Origin of the sequence: Bradyrhizobium sp. McL0616, assembly GCF_049993385.1 — a bacterium.
GTDB lineage: Bacteria > Pseudomonadota > Alphaproteobacteria > Rhizobiales > Xanthobacteraceae > Bradyrhizobium.
Map to the genome: position 1 here is coordinate 3,402,143 of NZ_CP188255.1, position 14,241 is coordinate 3,416,383.

14 protein-coding genes are annotated in these 14,241 nt (G+C 63.6%); 8 read left to right on the top strand and 6 right to left on the bottom strand.

What is annotated here, in order from left to right; genetic code table 11:
• Positions 1-50 precede the first annotated feature (50 nt).
• Positions 51-2,093: a threonine--tRNA ligase gene (thrS, locus tag ACPPVR_RS16195; RefSeq protein ID WP_426615194.1), complete on the bottom strand. Its 2,043-nt coding sequence runs from the start codon at positions 2,091-2,093 to the stop codon at positions 51-53.
• Positions 2,094-2,278: 185 nt separating this feature from the next.
• Between thrS and ACPPVR_RS16200 the strand changes: the two genes are divergently transcribed.
• Together ACPPVR_RS16200 and ACPPVR_RS16205 are read left to right on the top strand one after the other, a co-directional pair.
• The gene (locus tag ACPPVR_RS16200; protein ID WP_426615195.1) at positions 2,279-3,451 is read left to right on the top strand and encodes an MFS transporter; all 1,173 of its coding nucleotides are present in this window, start codon (positions 2,279-2,281) and stop codon (positions 3,449-3,451) included.
• A gap of 93 nt (positions 3,452-3,544) precedes the next feature.
• Positions 3,545-3,922, top strand: coding sequence for a hypothetical protein (locus ACPPVR_RS16205; protein WP_426615196.1), 378 nt, complete (start codon positions 3,545-3,547; stop codon positions 3,920-3,922).
• An 18-nt stretch (positions 3,923-3,940) separates the two neighbouring features.
• Here ACPPVR_RS16205 and ACPPVR_RS16210 read toward each other — a convergent pair whose 3' ends face one another.
• Complete coding sequence (locus tag ACPPVR_RS16210; protein ID WP_426615197.1) at positions 3,941-4,267, bottom strand: hypothetical protein; 327 nt, start codon at positions 4,265-4,267, stop codon at positions 3,941-3,943.
• Positions 4,268-4,437: 170 nt separating this feature from the next.
• Entirely contained in the window at positions 4,438-5,772 is a 1,335-nt protein-coding gene (locus ACPPVR_RS16215) for an alpha/beta hydrolase (RefSeq protein ID WP_426615198.1), read from the bottom strand.
• A gap of 328 nt (positions 5,773-6,100) precedes the next feature.
• Between ACPPVR_RS16215 and ACPPVR_RS16220 the strand changes: the two genes are divergently transcribed.
• Both ACPPVR_RS16220 and ACPPVR_RS16225 read left to right on the top strand, forming a co-directional pair.
• Positions 6,101-7,453 carry an APC family permease gene (locus ACPPVR_RS16220; RefSeq protein WP_426615199.1) on the top strand — a complete coding sequence of 451 codons (1,353 nt, stop codon included), beginning with the start codon at positions 6,101-6,103 and terminating at the stop codon, positions 7,451-7,453.
• A 17-nt stretch (positions 7,454-7,470) separates the two neighbouring features.
• A complete protein-coding gene (locus ACPPVR_RS16225) occupies positions 7,471-8,685 on the top strand; it encodes a hypothetical protein (RefSeq protein WP_426615200.1) in 1,215 nt (404 codons plus the stop codon).
• Positions 8,686-8,691: 6 nt separating this feature from the next.
• Here the strand turns inward: ACPPVR_RS16225 and ACPPVR_RS16230 are convergent, their stop codons facing one another.
• A complete protein-coding gene (locus tag ACPPVR_RS16230) occupies positions 8,692-9,255 on the bottom strand; it encodes a helix-turn-helix domain-containing protein (RefSeq protein WP_426615201.1) in 564 nt (187 codons plus the stop codon).
• A 355-nt stretch (positions 9,256-9,610) separates the two neighbouring features.
• Here ACPPVR_RS16230 and ACPPVR_RS16235 point away from each other — a divergent pair, with 355 nt between their 5' ends.
• From ACPPVR_RS16235 to ACPPVR_RS16245, 3 genes are read left to right on the top strand one after another with little or no spacing between them, the layout of a single operon-like run.
• Positions 9,611-10,924, top strand: coding sequence for an MFS transporter (locus ACPPVR_RS16235; RefSeq protein ID WP_426615202.1), 1,314 nt, complete (start codon positions 9,611-9,613; stop codon positions 10,922-10,924).
• 58 nt (positions 10,925-10,982) lie between these two features.
• Complete coding sequence (locus ACPPVR_RS16240) at positions 10,983-11,504, top strand: MOSC domain-containing protein (RefSeq protein WP_426615203.1); 522 nt, start codon at positions 10,983-10,985, stop codon at positions 11,502-11,504.
• A complete protein-coding gene (locus tag ACPPVR_RS16245) occupies positions 11,501-12,457 on the top strand; it encodes a PDR/VanB family oxidoreductase (RefSeq protein WP_426615204.1) in 957 nt (318 codons plus the stop codon). The genes ACPPVR_RS16240 and ACPPVR_RS16245 overlap by 4 nt, the downstream gene beginning before the upstream one ends.
• Position 12,458: 1 nt before the next feature.
• On the opposite strand, the gene ACPPVR_RS16250 is transcribed toward ACPPVR_RS16245, so the two are convergent.
• Both ACPPVR_RS16250 and yidD read right to left on the bottom strand, forming a co-directional pair.
• Positions 12,459-12,671 carry a hypothetical protein gene (locus ACPPVR_RS16250; RefSeq protein WP_426615205.1) on the bottom strand — a complete coding sequence of 71 codons (213 nt, stop codon included), beginning with the start codon at positions 12,669-12,671 and terminating at the stop codon, positions 12,459-12,461.
• 95 nt (positions 12,672-12,766) lie between these two features.
• Positions 12,767-13,105 carry a membrane protein insertion efficiency factor YidD gene (gene yidD / locus ACPPVR_RS16255; RefSeq protein WP_426615206.1) on the bottom strand — a complete coding sequence of 113 codons (339 nt, stop codon included), beginning with the start codon at positions 13,103-13,105 and terminating at the stop codon, positions 12,767-12,769.
• Positions 13,106-13,336: 231 nt separating this feature from the next.
• Here yidD and ACPPVR_RS16260 point away from each other — a divergent pair, with 231 nt between their 5' ends.
• A complete protein-coding gene (locus tag ACPPVR_RS16260; RefSeq protein ID WP_426615207.1) occupies positions 13,337-14,239 on the top strand; it encodes a hypothetical protein in 903 nt (300 codons plus the stop codon).
• The last annotated feature ends 2 nt before the right edge of the window (positions 14,240-14,241 follow it).

Genomic DNA, 14,241 nt, shown 5'->3' on the forward strand with positions numbered 1-14,241 from the left:
ATAGGAACGCACGCCCGCTACCGAAAGCGAATTTAGATCGATTTCAGGGATCAGGCCGTGTCGCGCATCCGCCGGACATCCGGCGGGGTCGCCTCGTCGACCAGCGCGGCGATCGCCTCCGCCGTGGTCGACACCTTCTGGCCGTCGCTGCCGAGACGGCGGACGGAGACCGAATGCGTCTCGGCCTCCTTCTTGCCGACCACGAGCAGTGCCGGGATCTTGGCCAGCGAGTGCTCGCGGACCTTGTAGTTGATCTTCTCGTTGCGCAGGTCGATCTCGACCCGAAGCCCGGCGCGGCGCGCCTGCTCCAGAACCTGCTTGGCGTATTCGTCGCCTTCCGAGGTGATGGTAGTGACTACTGCCTGCACCGGCGAGAGCCAGAGCGGGAAGTTGCCGGCATAGTGCTCGATCAGGATGCCGATGTAGCGCTCCATCGAGCCGCAGATCGCGCGGTGCACCATCACCGGCGGCTTCTTGCCGCCGTCGTGGTCGATGTAGAACGCACCGAACCGCTCCGGCAGGTTGAAGTCGACCTGCGTGGTGCCGCATTGCCAGTCGCGGCCGATGGCGTCGCGCAGCACATATTCGAACTTCGGTCCGTAGAACGCGCCTTCGCCCGGATTGATCTCGGTCTTGATGTGATTGTTCTGCGACTGGATCTCGCGCAGCACGGTGGCCATCACGCGTTCGGCGTGATCCCACATCGCATCGGTGCCGACGCGTTTTTCCGGCCGGGTCGACAGCTTCACCGTCAGGTCGCCGGTGAAGCCGAAATCGGCATAGGTCGACAGGATGAGATCGTTGATCTTCAGGCACTCGTCCGCGAGCTGGTTCTCGGTGCAGAAGATGTGCGCGTCGTCCTGGGTGAAGCCGCGCACGCGCATCAAACCGTGCATGGCGCCGGACGGCTCGTAACGATGCACCACGCCGAATTCGGCCAGCCGCAGCGGCAGGTCGCGGTAGCTCTTCAGGCCATGCTTGAAGATTTGCACGTGGCCAGGGCAGTTCATCGGCTTGAGCGCGAACCAGCGCTTGTCCTCGGCCTCGTCGCCGGCCGACTGCGCCGCGAACATGTTCTCGCGATACCAGCCCCAATGGCCGGAAGTCTCCCACAGCGACTTGTCGAGAATCTGCGGGGCGTTGACCTCGTTGTAGTCGCCGGTCAGGCGTCGCCGCATATAGGCGATCAGCTGCTGGAAGATGGTCCAGCCCTTCGGGTGCCAGAACACGACGCCCGGGCCTTCTTCCTGGAAGTGGAAGAGATCGAGCTCGCGCCCGAGCTTGCGATGGTCGCGCTTCTCGGCTTCCTCGATCTGCTTGAGATAAGCGTCGAGGTCCTCCTGCTTGGCGAACGCCGTGCCGTAAATGCGAGTCAGCATCGGGTTGTTCGAGTCACCGCGCCAATAAGCGCCGGCCACCTTCATCAGTTTGAAGGCGCTGCCGACCTTGCCGGTCGATGTCATGTGCGGGCCGCGGCACAGATCGAACCAGTCGCCCTGGTAATAGATCTTGATCGGCTCGTTGCCGGGAATGGCGTCGACCAGCTCGACCTTGAAGGCCTCGCCCTTGTCGCGGAACACCTGCTTGGTTTTCTCGCGATCCCAAACCTCTTTCGTAAAAGGCTTGTCGCGCGCGATCAGCTCGCGCATCTTCTTCTCGATCGCGGCGAAGTCTTCCGGCGTGAACGGCTCGTTGCGGAAGAAGTCGTAGTAGAAGCCGTTTTCGATCACGGGGCCGATGGTGACCTGGGTACCCGGCCACAGCGATTGCACGGCCTCGGCGAGCACGTGCGCGCAGTCGTGGCGGATCAACTCGAGCGCGCGGGGATCGTCGCGGTTGACGAGCTCGATCTTCGCATCGACCTCGATCGGATCATTGAGGTCGGCGAGTTCGCCATCGAGCGCCATCGCAACCGTGCGCTTGGCCAGCGACGGCGAGATGCCCTTGGCGATCTCCATGCCGGTCGTGCTCTTGGCGTATTCGCGCCGGGCGCCGTCGGGGAAGGTGAGGGTGATCTTTTCCTGTGGGGTCACGGGTCTCAAATTGCTGAGGCTGTATTGGAAGCCGGATTCGGACTTGCGGTCATCGGTCATTGCTTTTCTCCTGAGGCTCACTCCTGCGAACGAGCGCAGGTAAGCGGGAACGAGCGATATATCAGGCGATTCGGCCTGTGCAATCCGGCAATTCCAAGAAAATGGGCGCGTAAAGGCGACGCCGTGCACCAACTATTTCGCGGAAGCTCTTTAACTGGCCACAGCTCTCGTCTACATGCACTTGCATGGAAAATTCCCGTGCCGGCCGCTTTACGCCAACCGCCCTGATGCTTGGCAATATCGTCACCGGCTCTTCGGTGCTGGCGCCGGCGGGAATGCTGCCGGAATTGTCGACAGGGCTCGGCATCAGCATCCACGCGGCCGCGCTCCTGATCACCTTTGGCGCGATCACGCTGTGTATCGGCTCGCCGTTGACGGCGTGGCTGACCAGCCGCATCGAACGGCGGATTTTGCTCACGACCACGCTTGCGGTGCTTGCCGCCGGCAATCTCGCCTCGGCCTTCGCAGCCGACTACACCAGCCTGCTTGTCATTCGCCTGGTGATGCTTGCCGTCGGTGCGCTCTACACGCCGCAGGCCGCGGGCACGGCGGCGCTGATCGTGCCGGCCGAGCGCCGCGGCAGCACGATCGCCTATATCTTCCTCGGCTGGTCGCTCGCCGCCGCCGTCGGTCTCCCACTGATCACCTTCATCGCCAGCCGCTATGGCTGGCGCGCAGCCTATTGCGGGATCGGCGCGCTCGGCTGCGTCAGCTTCCTGTTGCTGCTGGTGCGCCTGCCGGCCGGCTTGAAGGGCACGCCGGTCGACCTGAAGACCTGGAGCGAAGTCGGCCGCAGCAGGACGATCCTGCTGCTGCTCGCGATCACGATGCTGCAAATGTCCGGACAGTTCGCGGTGTTCACCTTCATGGGTCCGCTGCTCAAGAAGCTGACCGAAGCGAGCCCGGATGCGATCGGTATGGTGTTCGGCCTATATGGTGTCTGCGGCTTCCTCGGCGTTGTCGTCGCAAGCCGTATCGTCGACAATTGGGGGCCTTATCGCACCTCGTTACTGTTCACGTGCCTGTTACTGGCGGGCATCACGGGGTGGGCGCTGAGCGCCGGCACCCTTGTTTCGATGGCAATTGCGGTTGCGATCTGGGGATTGGGCTTCGCCTCGACCAATTCGATGCAGCAGGTGCGGCTGGTCGCGGCCGCGCCGCAGCTTGCATCGGCGACGGTCGCGCTCAATACGTCGGTCCTTTACATCGGCCAGGCTGTCGGCTCCGCCGTCGGCGGGCTGCTGTTCGCCCGCGAATTGCTGCACACCATCGGCTTCGTGGCAGTCAGCTTCGTGGTGCTGGCGCTGATCCTGGTGGTCCGGAGCCGGTCCCGGCCGCCTGCTGCCGCTCCGGCGTGACGCCAAGCGCGTTTCCTGCGCGCAAGGCGCTTGGCAAACCGCGCGCGAGAGCGCTAGAAGGCGAGGCATGGGGACCAAAGAGAGTTGACTGAGATGAGGATGATTCTGGCGGTTGCCGCGGTGCTCTGTTCGACCGCCGCGTTTGCGCAAACCGACAAGCCGCCGATGGTGGGGGACAAGCCGCTGGTGCAGGTCAAACCCAAAGGGACCAAAGAGGCAGCGGCCAAGCCGGCCGCAGCGCCGAAGGGCAAGCCGCAATCGATCGCGGCGCGGCTTCAGGCCTGCCTCGATCTCGATGACGGCACCAAGGACCGGCTCAACTGCTACGACGCCATTATCCCGCCGGCGCCGAAGCCGAAGCCGGCGAAAGCCAAGGGCTATGCCGATTGCCACTTCTTCAAGGAAGAGGACGAGCGGCTGGCCTGCTACAACGGCTTTGCCGAGAGCATTCCGAAGCTGCCGAAAAGCTGAGGCTTAAGGCCCCGACGGCTAATCGCTGATCCGGCTCAGCACGGCCCTGAAGGCAACGCCCGGCACTTGCAGCGCGGTGCCTTCGAATTCGGCCATGTCGCCCTCTTCGCGGCCGCTGAGCGTCAGCGTGATCCTGTCGAGCCCGAACAGCGCCTTGAAGGACGGATCGTCGTTATAGCGCTCGGTCGAGATCTTGACCTTGATGCTGTCGCCTTCGCCCGCGTAGGTACCGATAAAGACGAAGGCGGAATTGCCGCCGCGCATCTTGCCATCCGTTACATAGACGACGCCGCAGCCGGTTCCATGAACCGTGTGGAAGTCGACCTTATACAGTCCCCGGCGCACAGCCCGTCCCCGCAGAATTCCAAATGCAATTTCGCCGGCAAATTATGATCGTGGCCAGCGGAAGCAATCCGGTAGCTCCCGGGGATTTCGGCAATCAACGTCACATTTTGATCACAGCCTGAAAGAATTGCAGGCAGCACAGCCAAATCCCGGCCCGCGCAATATTCCGGCTATCGGCTCGATGCGGATGAACTGGTGGCCGCAACGCGCGTCAGCGCCAGCGCCGGCGTCGCCGACATCTTCACCAGCACGTCCTTGAGAGGATATTGCGTCCACGCGCGGTTGACGTAGTCGCGATGGGTGATGCCGTCGCCGGTCTCGATGAACACCACGCTGCCGGGACGCAAGGGGGCGTCCATGTCCTCGGAGACGCCGATGCCCTTCTGCCGCAGCATGCTCATCAGCTCGCGGTCGCGACGTGCGGTGTAGTGGGTGTAGGAACTGACGAAGAAGCCGGAGCGGTGGCTCTCGATCCAGGAGGCGAACTTGTCCATTTCGCCATAGACCGCGTCGAGCAGCACGACGCCGCGGACGCGATCGCTGATGCCGCCGACCTGAAGGCTCCAGGCGGTCGGCAGGAAGCCGCCGCTATAGCCGACGATCACGATCGGCATGTTGGCGAAGGCGCGCGCACTGTTGGGATCGCCGGTCACGCGGGCGAGGTGGTCGGCCGATTCGTCCATGAAGCGCTTGAGGCCGCCCGCCTGCCAGAATTTTCCGGCGCTGGAATCGGCGGCGTCGACCGCCATCTGCGGGGCAAGCAGCACGGCGTTGGCACCGGAATCGGTGATCTGCTGCGGCACCAGTTGGCGGTCGCGCACGTCACGCTCCAGCGTCGCGCCATTGCCGTGGAAGAACACCACGATCACGCCCGGCTTGCGCACGTCGAAATGCTCGGGGACGTGCACCAGCACGCGGCTGTCATTGTAGGTCTCGTCCTGCCAGAACACGCGGCCGGAATAGCTGCGGTGTCCGCGACGGTCGCCCTTGGAGATGTTGAGGAAGGGCGCGTCGGAAGCCGGGTTGTTGCCGAAATAGGGGAAGGCCGAGGACTTCATGCTGACGAGCGACGTCAGGTCTTCGCGCGGCGGACGCTGATAGAGCACCTGCGGCGCAAGCGATGCGACCTTGTAGGGCGCCTGCTCCGGCGACTGTTGCTGCACGGCGCGCTTGGGCGAGAAGTCCGACATCTGCCGTTGCAGAAAACTCTCGCTCGCCGAGGGGTAGCGTTCCCTGAACTGGGGAGCGGGGAAGCGATCCTCGAACGTGTCGGCGCTTGCGATTTGCGGATTGGTCTTGGCGACGGTCTGATTGACGACTTGCACATTGGCCTGCGAGTTCGCCGCGAGCGCCGTCGGATCGGACGCCTTGCCGCATTGAACCAACGTCAGCGACATCGGCACCAAGGCTGAGATCAGGGCGACACGGAGCGCACGACCGCGGGGACCGGACGACGTCCGATCGGCACGAATGTCAGCTCTCACGTTCGTAACGGCCCCGTCCATCCACCCATGACCCCAAGCCATGAACCCAAGCCCATCGGCAATCTCTAGACAATTGAGCCGACCGGCGTTTAGGCGACGTTAAGTGTCCGGAGAAACTTCCCCACATCCGGAACGATCAAAAAAGACCACGCAAACGTGTCGCGATTGTGGGAGGGGAGCGAGGATTTCCGCGGCTGACTATGGGTTTATTGCCCAGGAGCGTGCATATAAGGTGCTATATTACCTATTTGACCCGCCTCATTTAACCCTTGTTAACCCTGCTTGAATTGACTGGACCAATCTGCACGACGCCTCCCACGAGGCGCGACGCCTGAGGCTAAGGACCCAGATGACGGCATCAGATGCGGGAACCGCGCCTTGGACTGGGCGGCTGACCGGAGGTGGCTCCGGGGTTTCCGTTCTGGTCGCAACCGCCATCGTTGTTGCCGACATGATCGGGGTCGGCGTCTTCACCAGCCTCGGCTTCCAGGTCAAAGACATCCCCTCGGGCTTCTCGATCCTCGCGCTGTGGACCGTCGGCGGCATTGTCGCGCTGTGCGGGGTGTTCTCCTACAGCGAGCTCGGGGCGATGTTTCCGCGCTCGAGCGGCGAGTACAATTTCCTCGGCCGCGCCTATCATCCCGCCTTCGGCTTCCTTGCCGGCTGGGTCTCGGCGACGGTGGGGTTTGCCGCGCCGGTGGCGCTCGCGGCCATGGCGTTCGGCGAGTATGCCAAATCGGTCATCCCCAGTCTGCCGCCGATCCCGCTCGCGATCGGCGTGGTTTGGCTGGTCTCGCTCGTGCAACTGACCGGCGTCAGGCATTCCTCGACCTTCCAGCTGATCTCGACCATTTTGAAGGTCGTTCTGATCGTTGCCTTCCTGGTCGCCGGCTTCGTCATCGGCACGCCGCAGCCGATCTCGTTTGCGCCCCAGGCTGGCGATCTCGCCCATATCGTCAGCGCGCCCTTCGCGATCGGGCTCGTCTTCGTGATGTACTCGTTCTCGGGGTGGAATGCCGCGACCTACATCATTGGCGAGATGAACACGCCGCAGCAGAGCCTGCCACGCGCGCTGCTCACGGGCACGCTGATCGTGCTCGTGCTCTATGTCGCGCTCAACGCGGTGTTTCTCTACTCCACGCCGGTCGGCGCGCTCGCCGGCCAGCTCGACGTCGCAAGCGTCGCCGGCAGCGCCATCTTCGGCGGCGTCGGCGGCAGGATCGTCGGTGCGATGATCTGCGTCGGCCTGATCTCCTCGATCAGTGCGATGATGTGGATCGGCCCGCGCGTGATGATGACGATGGGGGAGGACATTCCGGCCCTGCGCGTGTTCTCGAAGAGATCGGTGAGCGGCGCGCCCGCCTATGCCATCCTGTTTCAGCTCGCGGTCTCGAACCTGATGCTGTTTACGCGCAGCTTCGAGGCGGTGCTCGACTTCATTCAGTTTGCGCTGCTGTTCTGCTCGTTCTTTACGGTCGCCGGCGTCATCAAGCTGCGCATCACCGATCCCGACCTGCCGCGGCCCTATCGCGCCTGGGGATACCCGTTCACACCGCTGATTTTCCTGCTCGTGACCGCGTCCATGATGTACTACCTCTTGACCGAGCGGCCGGTGCAGTCGCTCGCGGGGATGCTGGTCATGGCCTTCGGCCTGTTGATTTATGCTGTTTTCCGCAGGCGGCCGGTCGCCGCTGTCACTTAATCACATCGCGAATAGACATGTTTCGACCCATGAGAATTGCGGCCGTCGCCCTTGTCCTGCTGGCTGCGGCGGTTTCGTCCGCGCGGGCGGCCGAGGTCACCTTCGACGATGCTGCGCGCTTTCTTGCCGGCATGCAGCCCTCGGCGGACTCGCCGCTGGTGGCGCTCACCAAGGACCCGTCCTGGCAGCACCACGCGAAATTCTTCGACAGCGCCTTCGCCCAGCTCGAGCAGCGGCAATTGTCGAAGATCCGAAGTTGGTCCGACGTCAACCTCGCCGCGCCCCGGCCGACCATGTTCTACATGTTCAGCGGCCCGGATTTCCTCTACGCCAACGCGTTCTATTCCAAGGCCAGCACCTACGTACTCGGCGCGCTGGAGCCGGTCGGTGCGGTGCCTGATCTGTCGAAGCTGCCGCGTGGGTCGGTCGGTGCCGCGCTCTACAATGTCGAGCGCTCGCTCGGCTCGATCCTGAACTTCTCCTTCTTCATCACCAAGCAGATGAAGGTCGACCTGCACACCAACCAGGTCAACGGCACCTTGCCGATCCTCTATGTCTTCCTGGCACGCTCCGGCAAGACCATCCGCAACGTCGAGATGCTCGCGCTCGACGACAAGGGCGGGGTGCATACCGGTAACGACAATCCGGGACCGAACGCCACCCGGGGCGTCCGCATCACCTTTGCAGGCCCCGACGGCGAAGCGCGCACGCTGTATTATTTCTCGACCGATCTCTCCAATTCCGGAGCGCGCGCGGCCGGCTTCCTGAAGTTCTGCGAGACCCTCGGCCCCGGCAACAGTCTGATCAAGAGTGCGTCCTATCTGCTGCACGCCGGCAACTTCACTGTCGTGCGCGACTGGCTGCTCGCCAACAGCTCGACCATCATCCAGGACGATTCCGGCATTCCACTGGCTAATTACAATGCGCGGCAATGGCGGTTCTTCCCGTTCGGCCACTATCTTGGACCAATCGGCGAATTCCCGGGCCGCTACCAGGAGCGCTACGCAGAATTGTTCACGCGCGCGCAGCCGATCGATTTCGGCGTCGGCTATCGCTGGCGCATGCACGAGTCGAATTTGCTGCTGTCGGTGAAGGTGCCGGGGAGCGAGATCACACCGGCCGCGGAAACCACCTCGTCCGCCGAGCCGCCGCCAAAGCCGCCGCGGCCGAAGCGTCTGCGTCCGCCCGAGCCGGTCCCGCCGTCGCCCGGTCGTTTCTTCTGGTTCCGCTAGCCCATTTTACGCAGCCGGGCTCTGAGCGACGACGACCAGAACCTCGGCCTTCTGGCGGCCGAGGCTCCTGACCTCGTGCGGGGTCTCGCCTGAAAAATACAGGCAGTCGCCCTTGCCGAGGACGAGCTCTTCGCCGTCGAGCTTGATTGCGATCTTGCCGTTGATGACGAACAGCAGCTCCTCGCCGGCATGCGAGGCCCGCGTCGCCGATTTGTGTGGCGGGCTGAGCAGAAACGGCTCCATCATCTTGCGGGTGCGGCCAGTCACCAGCGGGACCACGCCAAACGTGTCCTGGAACAGCGGCACGTTGCCGTCTTCTCGGCGGAACAGCGTATAGCGCGGCGCGGGCTCGGCATTCGGGTCGAAGAAGTTCGCAACATTCACCTCGAGCGCGGCGGCCATCCGCAGCAGCGCAGCGAGCGAGGGGATCTTCAGGTTGCGCTCGACCAGCGAGATGTAGCCTCGCGTGAGATCGCTCTGCCTGGCGAGTTGATCCAGCGTCAGGCCCTTGGCGATCCGCGTTTGGCGGATGTTGCCCCCGACGGCTGCCGCCTTGCTGACGTCAAGCACGCATGTGTCTCCAGGTAACGACCGAGCTGTTGCACCTTTTGCAACAGATGCGCCTCAACCGCCAGCCCGGCGCTGCGCGCGAGCCCGGTGAAGGCCAGGCTTTGAATGTATCCCAATAGAAAACTTAAGCGCGGAAACTTCGAGCAGCGCCGCGGAAATTATGGGCATATTTGCTTGCATCCCACGCAATACGGCTGAATTTTGCAGCAAAATTGCTGCTTTGCCGATCCGCGCGGCAATTGCTGCGTCCCGCGCCGTTGATTTCTATTAGTAAACATGATCGATTTTTGAGGTCCCGGCTGCCGATGGGCTCCACGGGACATCACCAATGTGCCGGTACTTTCTGGAGAGATCGATGACCGTAGCAGACGACATAGCCCTCAACGTAGCGCCGGACGAGGCGGCGAGCTTGCGACGGATCGTATGGTCGAGTGTGATCGGCACCGCGGTCGAATGGTACGACTTCCTCATTTACGGCACGGCGACCGCGCTGGTCTTCAACAAGGTGTTCTTCGCGGCCGGCAACCCCACGCTCGCGACCATCGCGGCCTTCGGTACTTATGCGGTCGGATTTTTGGCACGGCCGCTTGGTGCTGCGATCTTCGGCCACTACGGCGACCGGGTCGGCCGCAAGGCGATGCTTGCGATCACGATCATGGCGATGGGCATCGGCACCTTCCTGATCGGCCTGCTTCCGACCTACCAGCAGATCGGCATCGCCGCACCGCTGCTGCTGATCGGCTTGCGCTTTCTCCAGGGCATCGGTCTCGGCGGTGAATGGGGTGGCGCGGTGCTGATGGTGGTCGAGAACTGCCCGACGCATCGCCGCGGACTGCTCGGCAGCATGGTGCAAGTCGGCAATCCCATCGGCAATCTCGCCGCGATCGGCATGTTTGCGCTGGTGGCAAGCCTGCCGGAAAGCGACTTCATGACCTATGGCTGGCGCATTCCCTTCCTGGTCTCGATCGTCCTGGTCGGCGTCGGCCTCTACATCCGCCTCAACATGGAGGAAACGGCGGCCTTCCGTCAGGTCCAGGCCAAGAAGGAGGTTGCAAGCCTGCCGCTGGTCGAGATCTTCAGGTACCATCGCAGGCCCTTCTTTACCGCGGTCGGTCTGAAGATCTCGGAGATCGCCTATGCCAGCATCGGCGGCGTGTTCGTGATGTCCTACGCCACGACCAATCTCGGCCTGTCGCGCACGGTGGTGCTGAACGGCGCCTTCGCCGCATCGCTGGTCGCGCTGCTTGCCATTCCGCTGTTCGGCTGGCTATCCGACATCGTCGGCCGCAAGAAGATGTTCTATGCGAGCTGCGCGTTCTCGGCGCTGTTTGCCTTCACCCTGTTCTGGCTGCTGAACACCCGCGATCCCGCCATCGTCATCTGCACCATCGTGGTCGCGATCACCTTCGGCCAGATGGTGATGTTCGGCATCGGCGCGCCCTGGTACTCCGAGTTGTTTTCCGCACGCCTGCGCTACAGCGGGGCTTCGCTCGGATTTCAGGTCGGTGCGGCGATCAGCGGCGGATTGACGCCACTGATCGCGGCCTCGCTGATGGCCTGGAGCGGCGGTGCCACCTGGCCGGTGTCGCTGTTGCTCATCGCCTGCGCGGCGATCACCGCGACCGCGACCACGTTCGCGCCGGAGATGGCGAACAAGGAACTGACCTGACCCCCCGCGGCGCGCCGCTTGTTGCGGCGCGCCATCGTTTCTCAAAAAGGATTCCGTCATGCTCGACACCATCAGCGCCGGCTCGGCGCAGAGCGCGGCACGCCTAGGCTGGACCGGCGTGGTGCGCTTCCTTCATCTCACCCCACGTGCCTTCTTGCCGATGCGCGCGATGGAATCGATCACCCTCATCGCCGGCGGGGGGATCGAGGGCGACCGCTACTTGATCGGCAATGAAGAGGGGTTTTATTCGCACAAGCCTGAGGAGGGCCGGCAGGTCACCCTGTTCGAGCTCGAGACGCTGATCGCGCTGAAGCGCGACGCCGGCATCGAGCTCGGCCCGGAAGAGCACCGGCGCAACGTCACCGTCGAGGGCGTGCCGTTGAACCATCTGGTCGGCCGCCGCTTCTGGCTCGGAGAGACTCTGCTGGAGGCAACCCGCTTGTCGATACCGTGCCGGCATATCGAGGAGATCACCGGCAAGGCGATCTTCGATCCCCTGATCAACCGCTCTGGCCTCAACTGCAAGATCCTGCAAGGCGGCGTCGTCAGGGTCGGCGATAGCGTGCGGAGCGCCGCATGAAGGCGCGTCCGATCACGACGATCAAGACGGTCGTCGCCGGCATTGAAGCGGCCGGTGCAGGCATAAAACTGTTCACGCTGGCCGATCCCGACCATTGGGAGCTGCCGCCCTTCAAGCCGGGCGCGCATATCGATCTGCATCTGCCGAGCGGGCTCGTCCGCACCTATTCGCTGTGCAACGAGCCCGCGGACAACGCACGCTATGTCGTTGCGGTAAAACGCGAGGCGGACGGGCGCGGGGGCTCGCGCGCGCTCCACGACGAGATTGGGATCGGCGATGTCATCGGCGTCTCACTGCCGCGCGGCGGACTCACGCCCGATGCGGACATTGCGAGCCATGTGTTCGTCGCGGGTGGCATCGGCGTGACGCCGTTCCTGTCGATGGCGCGGCACCTCGTACGAACCGGGGGTGCTGACTTCACGCTGAATCTGATCGTGCGTCAGGAATTGCCGCTTGCGTCGCACCTCGCGCCATTGATCGACGAAGGTCGGGTCGTCGTGCATCGCACATCCCGTTCCGGGCGCCCCGATCTCGCGTCACTGATCGGAGATGTCAGGCCGGAAACGCTGGTCTCCTGCTGCGGCCCAGAGAGCATGACTGAGGATTTCGAGCGTGTGACCGCTGCGTGGCCCGAGGCCAATGTTCACATCGAGCGCTTCGTCGCCCCGGCGGCGGTCATTGATCTCGACGCCAAGCCGTTCACGGTGGCGCTGGCACGCACGGGGACCGAAATCCAGGTTCGCGCCGGCCAGACCATGCTGGCTGCATTGCAGGAAGGGGGCATCGACATCGCGACGTCCTGCTGCGGCGGCATCTGCGGCGCCTGCAAGCTTGGCTGGCTCGAGGGCAAGCCTGTGCACCGTGACCGAATCCTGTCGCCGTATGAGCGTGAACGCTATCTCATGGTTTGCGTTGCCGGATCAGACTCGGAGCGTTTGGTACTGGACCTCTGACCTACCAGTGCACGCTCTGGCTCGGCACGATGAACGCCGTCGTACTCGGCTGCGTGGCCAAGCTCGTCGCCAGATACCAGCCGGAGCCGAGGACGAGCGCGAGCAGGGCCACGATGGCGATCATGTCGATGGTTCGGGGATCGTGATCACTCGGATTAAACTTGGGATGTGGACCAAGCCTGAAGTGAAAATGAGGGCTGATTTTCCAGCGCATTGTTGTTTCCTCCCGTGGGAGCATTACAACAACGCGAGCACAAAGTTCCGGTTCCGCTCAGGGCAGCGATGCGTAAAGCACCGCAGCATGCTTTCCTACGAGGCGTTGACGCCACGCCAGCGGGCGTAGCGCCAGGGCAGGTACCAGCGCGCGCCTGGCGGCGCAGTGGCGGGCACGTTGTCGATGCCCGACGTGCCGAAGGGATTGCAGCGCAACAGGCGCGCCAGCGTCATCCAGCCACCGGCCCAGAGTCCAAAGCGCTCGATCGCCTCGTCGCCATAGACGGAGCAGGTCGGCAGGTGCCGGCAATTGTAGCCTACCAGCGGCGACAGCGTGTGCCGGTACAGCCAGATCAGCGCGCGGCCGAATTTGCGCGGTAGCCGCAGCGTCTCAGTCACGGGACCGGAACAGTGCTCGCAGGTTGAGTGCTTCATGTGTGCGCCCTGCCGACATCCTGTGCGCCATGATGCGCGGTTCCAACGCTGGGAACTGCAAGCTGTTGTACGCGCGCCATACCTTGCCTGCTTTCAGGGGGCAGTGCAGCAAGTACCTATGGACGATCTGTATTCCCCCGGATACCATTTTTGTGACGTCCGTGTGAGACTCATCCGAACGTCGAAACGGGGCTTGCCTGCATCGCCTTAGGGCTTGGGGAAGGGACCAGTTTGAAACTTCTGAAGTCGCTCAATCTACGCGGCTGGTTGCTGGTGGGAACCGCTGCTTGTGGAATCGTGTTGGCGGGTGCCGTCGCGACCTGCGGATCGTCGGCCCGCGCCGGAGGCTCCCTCGAAGAGCGCAAGCTGCCGATGAAGTTTGGCTGGGTCGCCTGCGAGCCCAGCTGCCGCGGCTGGGTCAGCGCGGTCGGCATCATCACCGCTGATACCCCCAAGGATTTCGACGATTTTGCCCGCGGACGCCAGCTCGGCGGCGCGACAGTTGTGCTCGACTCCAGCGGCGGTTCCGTCAACGACGCGATCACGCTCGGCCGGCGCTTCCGCAATCTCGGCCTCTTGACCACGGTCGGCATCACGCAGCAGAACCGCGGCGGACAGGGCGCCCGTCCGGCGGTCGCGCCCGAGGCCTACTGCGAATCCATGTGCGTGTTCCTGATGCTGGCCGGCAAGAAGCGCTACGTGCCGGAAGCGGCGCATGTCCGCGTCCACCAGATCTGGATGGGCGATCGCGCCGACGACGCCCGGGCCGCGAGCTACAGCGCACAGGACCTGATGATCGTGGAACGCGACATCGGCCGGCTCGCCAAATACACCTTCGACATGGGCGGTGCCGGCGATCTCCTGTCGCTCGCGCTCAATGTGCCGCCCTGGGAAGATCTGCATGAGCTGGACACGGCCGAGCTGAAGCTCACGAATCTCGTGACAACTGATCTCGTGGCTGACGTGCTGCCGCATGTAGACGTCGCGGCCCCCGCGATGGCGGAGCTTGCGCCGAAGACCCAGGCGCGGTTCGGCGAGGAAGCAGAGCCGCAAACGCAGCCTGCCAAGTCGACGAAGACGGCGGAAGCCATGGTGCCGACGGGGGCGGTGCCAGCGGCAGCCTCGCAGAAGTAAAA

Coding starts and splice junctions, on each gene's coding strand:
- ACPPVR_RS16215 (WP_426615198.1), bottom strand. CDS start 5,772: ATGGACGGGGCCGTTACGAACGTGAGAGCTGACATTCGTGCCGATCGG.
- ACPPVR_RS16225 (WP_426615200.1), top strand. CDS start 7,471: ATGTTTCGACCCATGAGAATTGCGGCCGTCGCCCTTGTCCTGCTGGCT.
- ACPPVR_RS16240 (WP_426615203.1), top strand. CDS start 10,983: ATGCTCGACACCATCAGCGCCGGCTCGGCGCAGAGCGCGGCACGCCTA.
- ACPPVR_RS16235 (WP_426615202.1), top strand. CDS start 9,611: ATGACCGTAGCAGACGACATAGCCCTCAACGTAGCGCCGGACGAGGCG.
- ACPPVR_RS16220 (WP_426615199.1), top strand. CDS start 6,101: ATGACGGCATCAGATGCGGGAACCGCGCCTTGGACTGGGCGGCTGACC.
- yidD (WP_426615206.1), bottom strand. CDS start 13,105: ATGAAGCACTCAACCTGCGAGCACTGTTCCGGTCCCGTGACTGAGACG.
- thrS (WP_426615194.1), bottom strand. CDS start 2,093: ATGACCGATGACCGCAAGTCCGAATCCGGCTTCCAATACAGCCTCAGC.
- ACPPVR_RS16205 (WP_426615196.1), top strand. CDS start 3,545: ATGAGGATGATTCTGGCGGTTGCCGCGGTGCTCTGTTCGACCGCCGCG.
- ACPPVR_RS16200 (WP_426615195.1), top strand. CDS start 2,279: ATGGAAAATTCCCGTGCCGGCCGCTTTACGCCAACCGCCCTGATGCTT.
- ACPPVR_RS16250 (WP_426615205.1), bottom strand. CDS start 12,671: ATGCGCTGGAAAATCAGCCCTCATTTTCACTTCAGGCTTGGTCCACAT.
- ACPPVR_RS16245 (WP_426615204.1), top strand. CDS start 11,501: ATGAAGGCGCGTCCGATCACGACGATCAAGACGGTCGTCGCCGGCATT.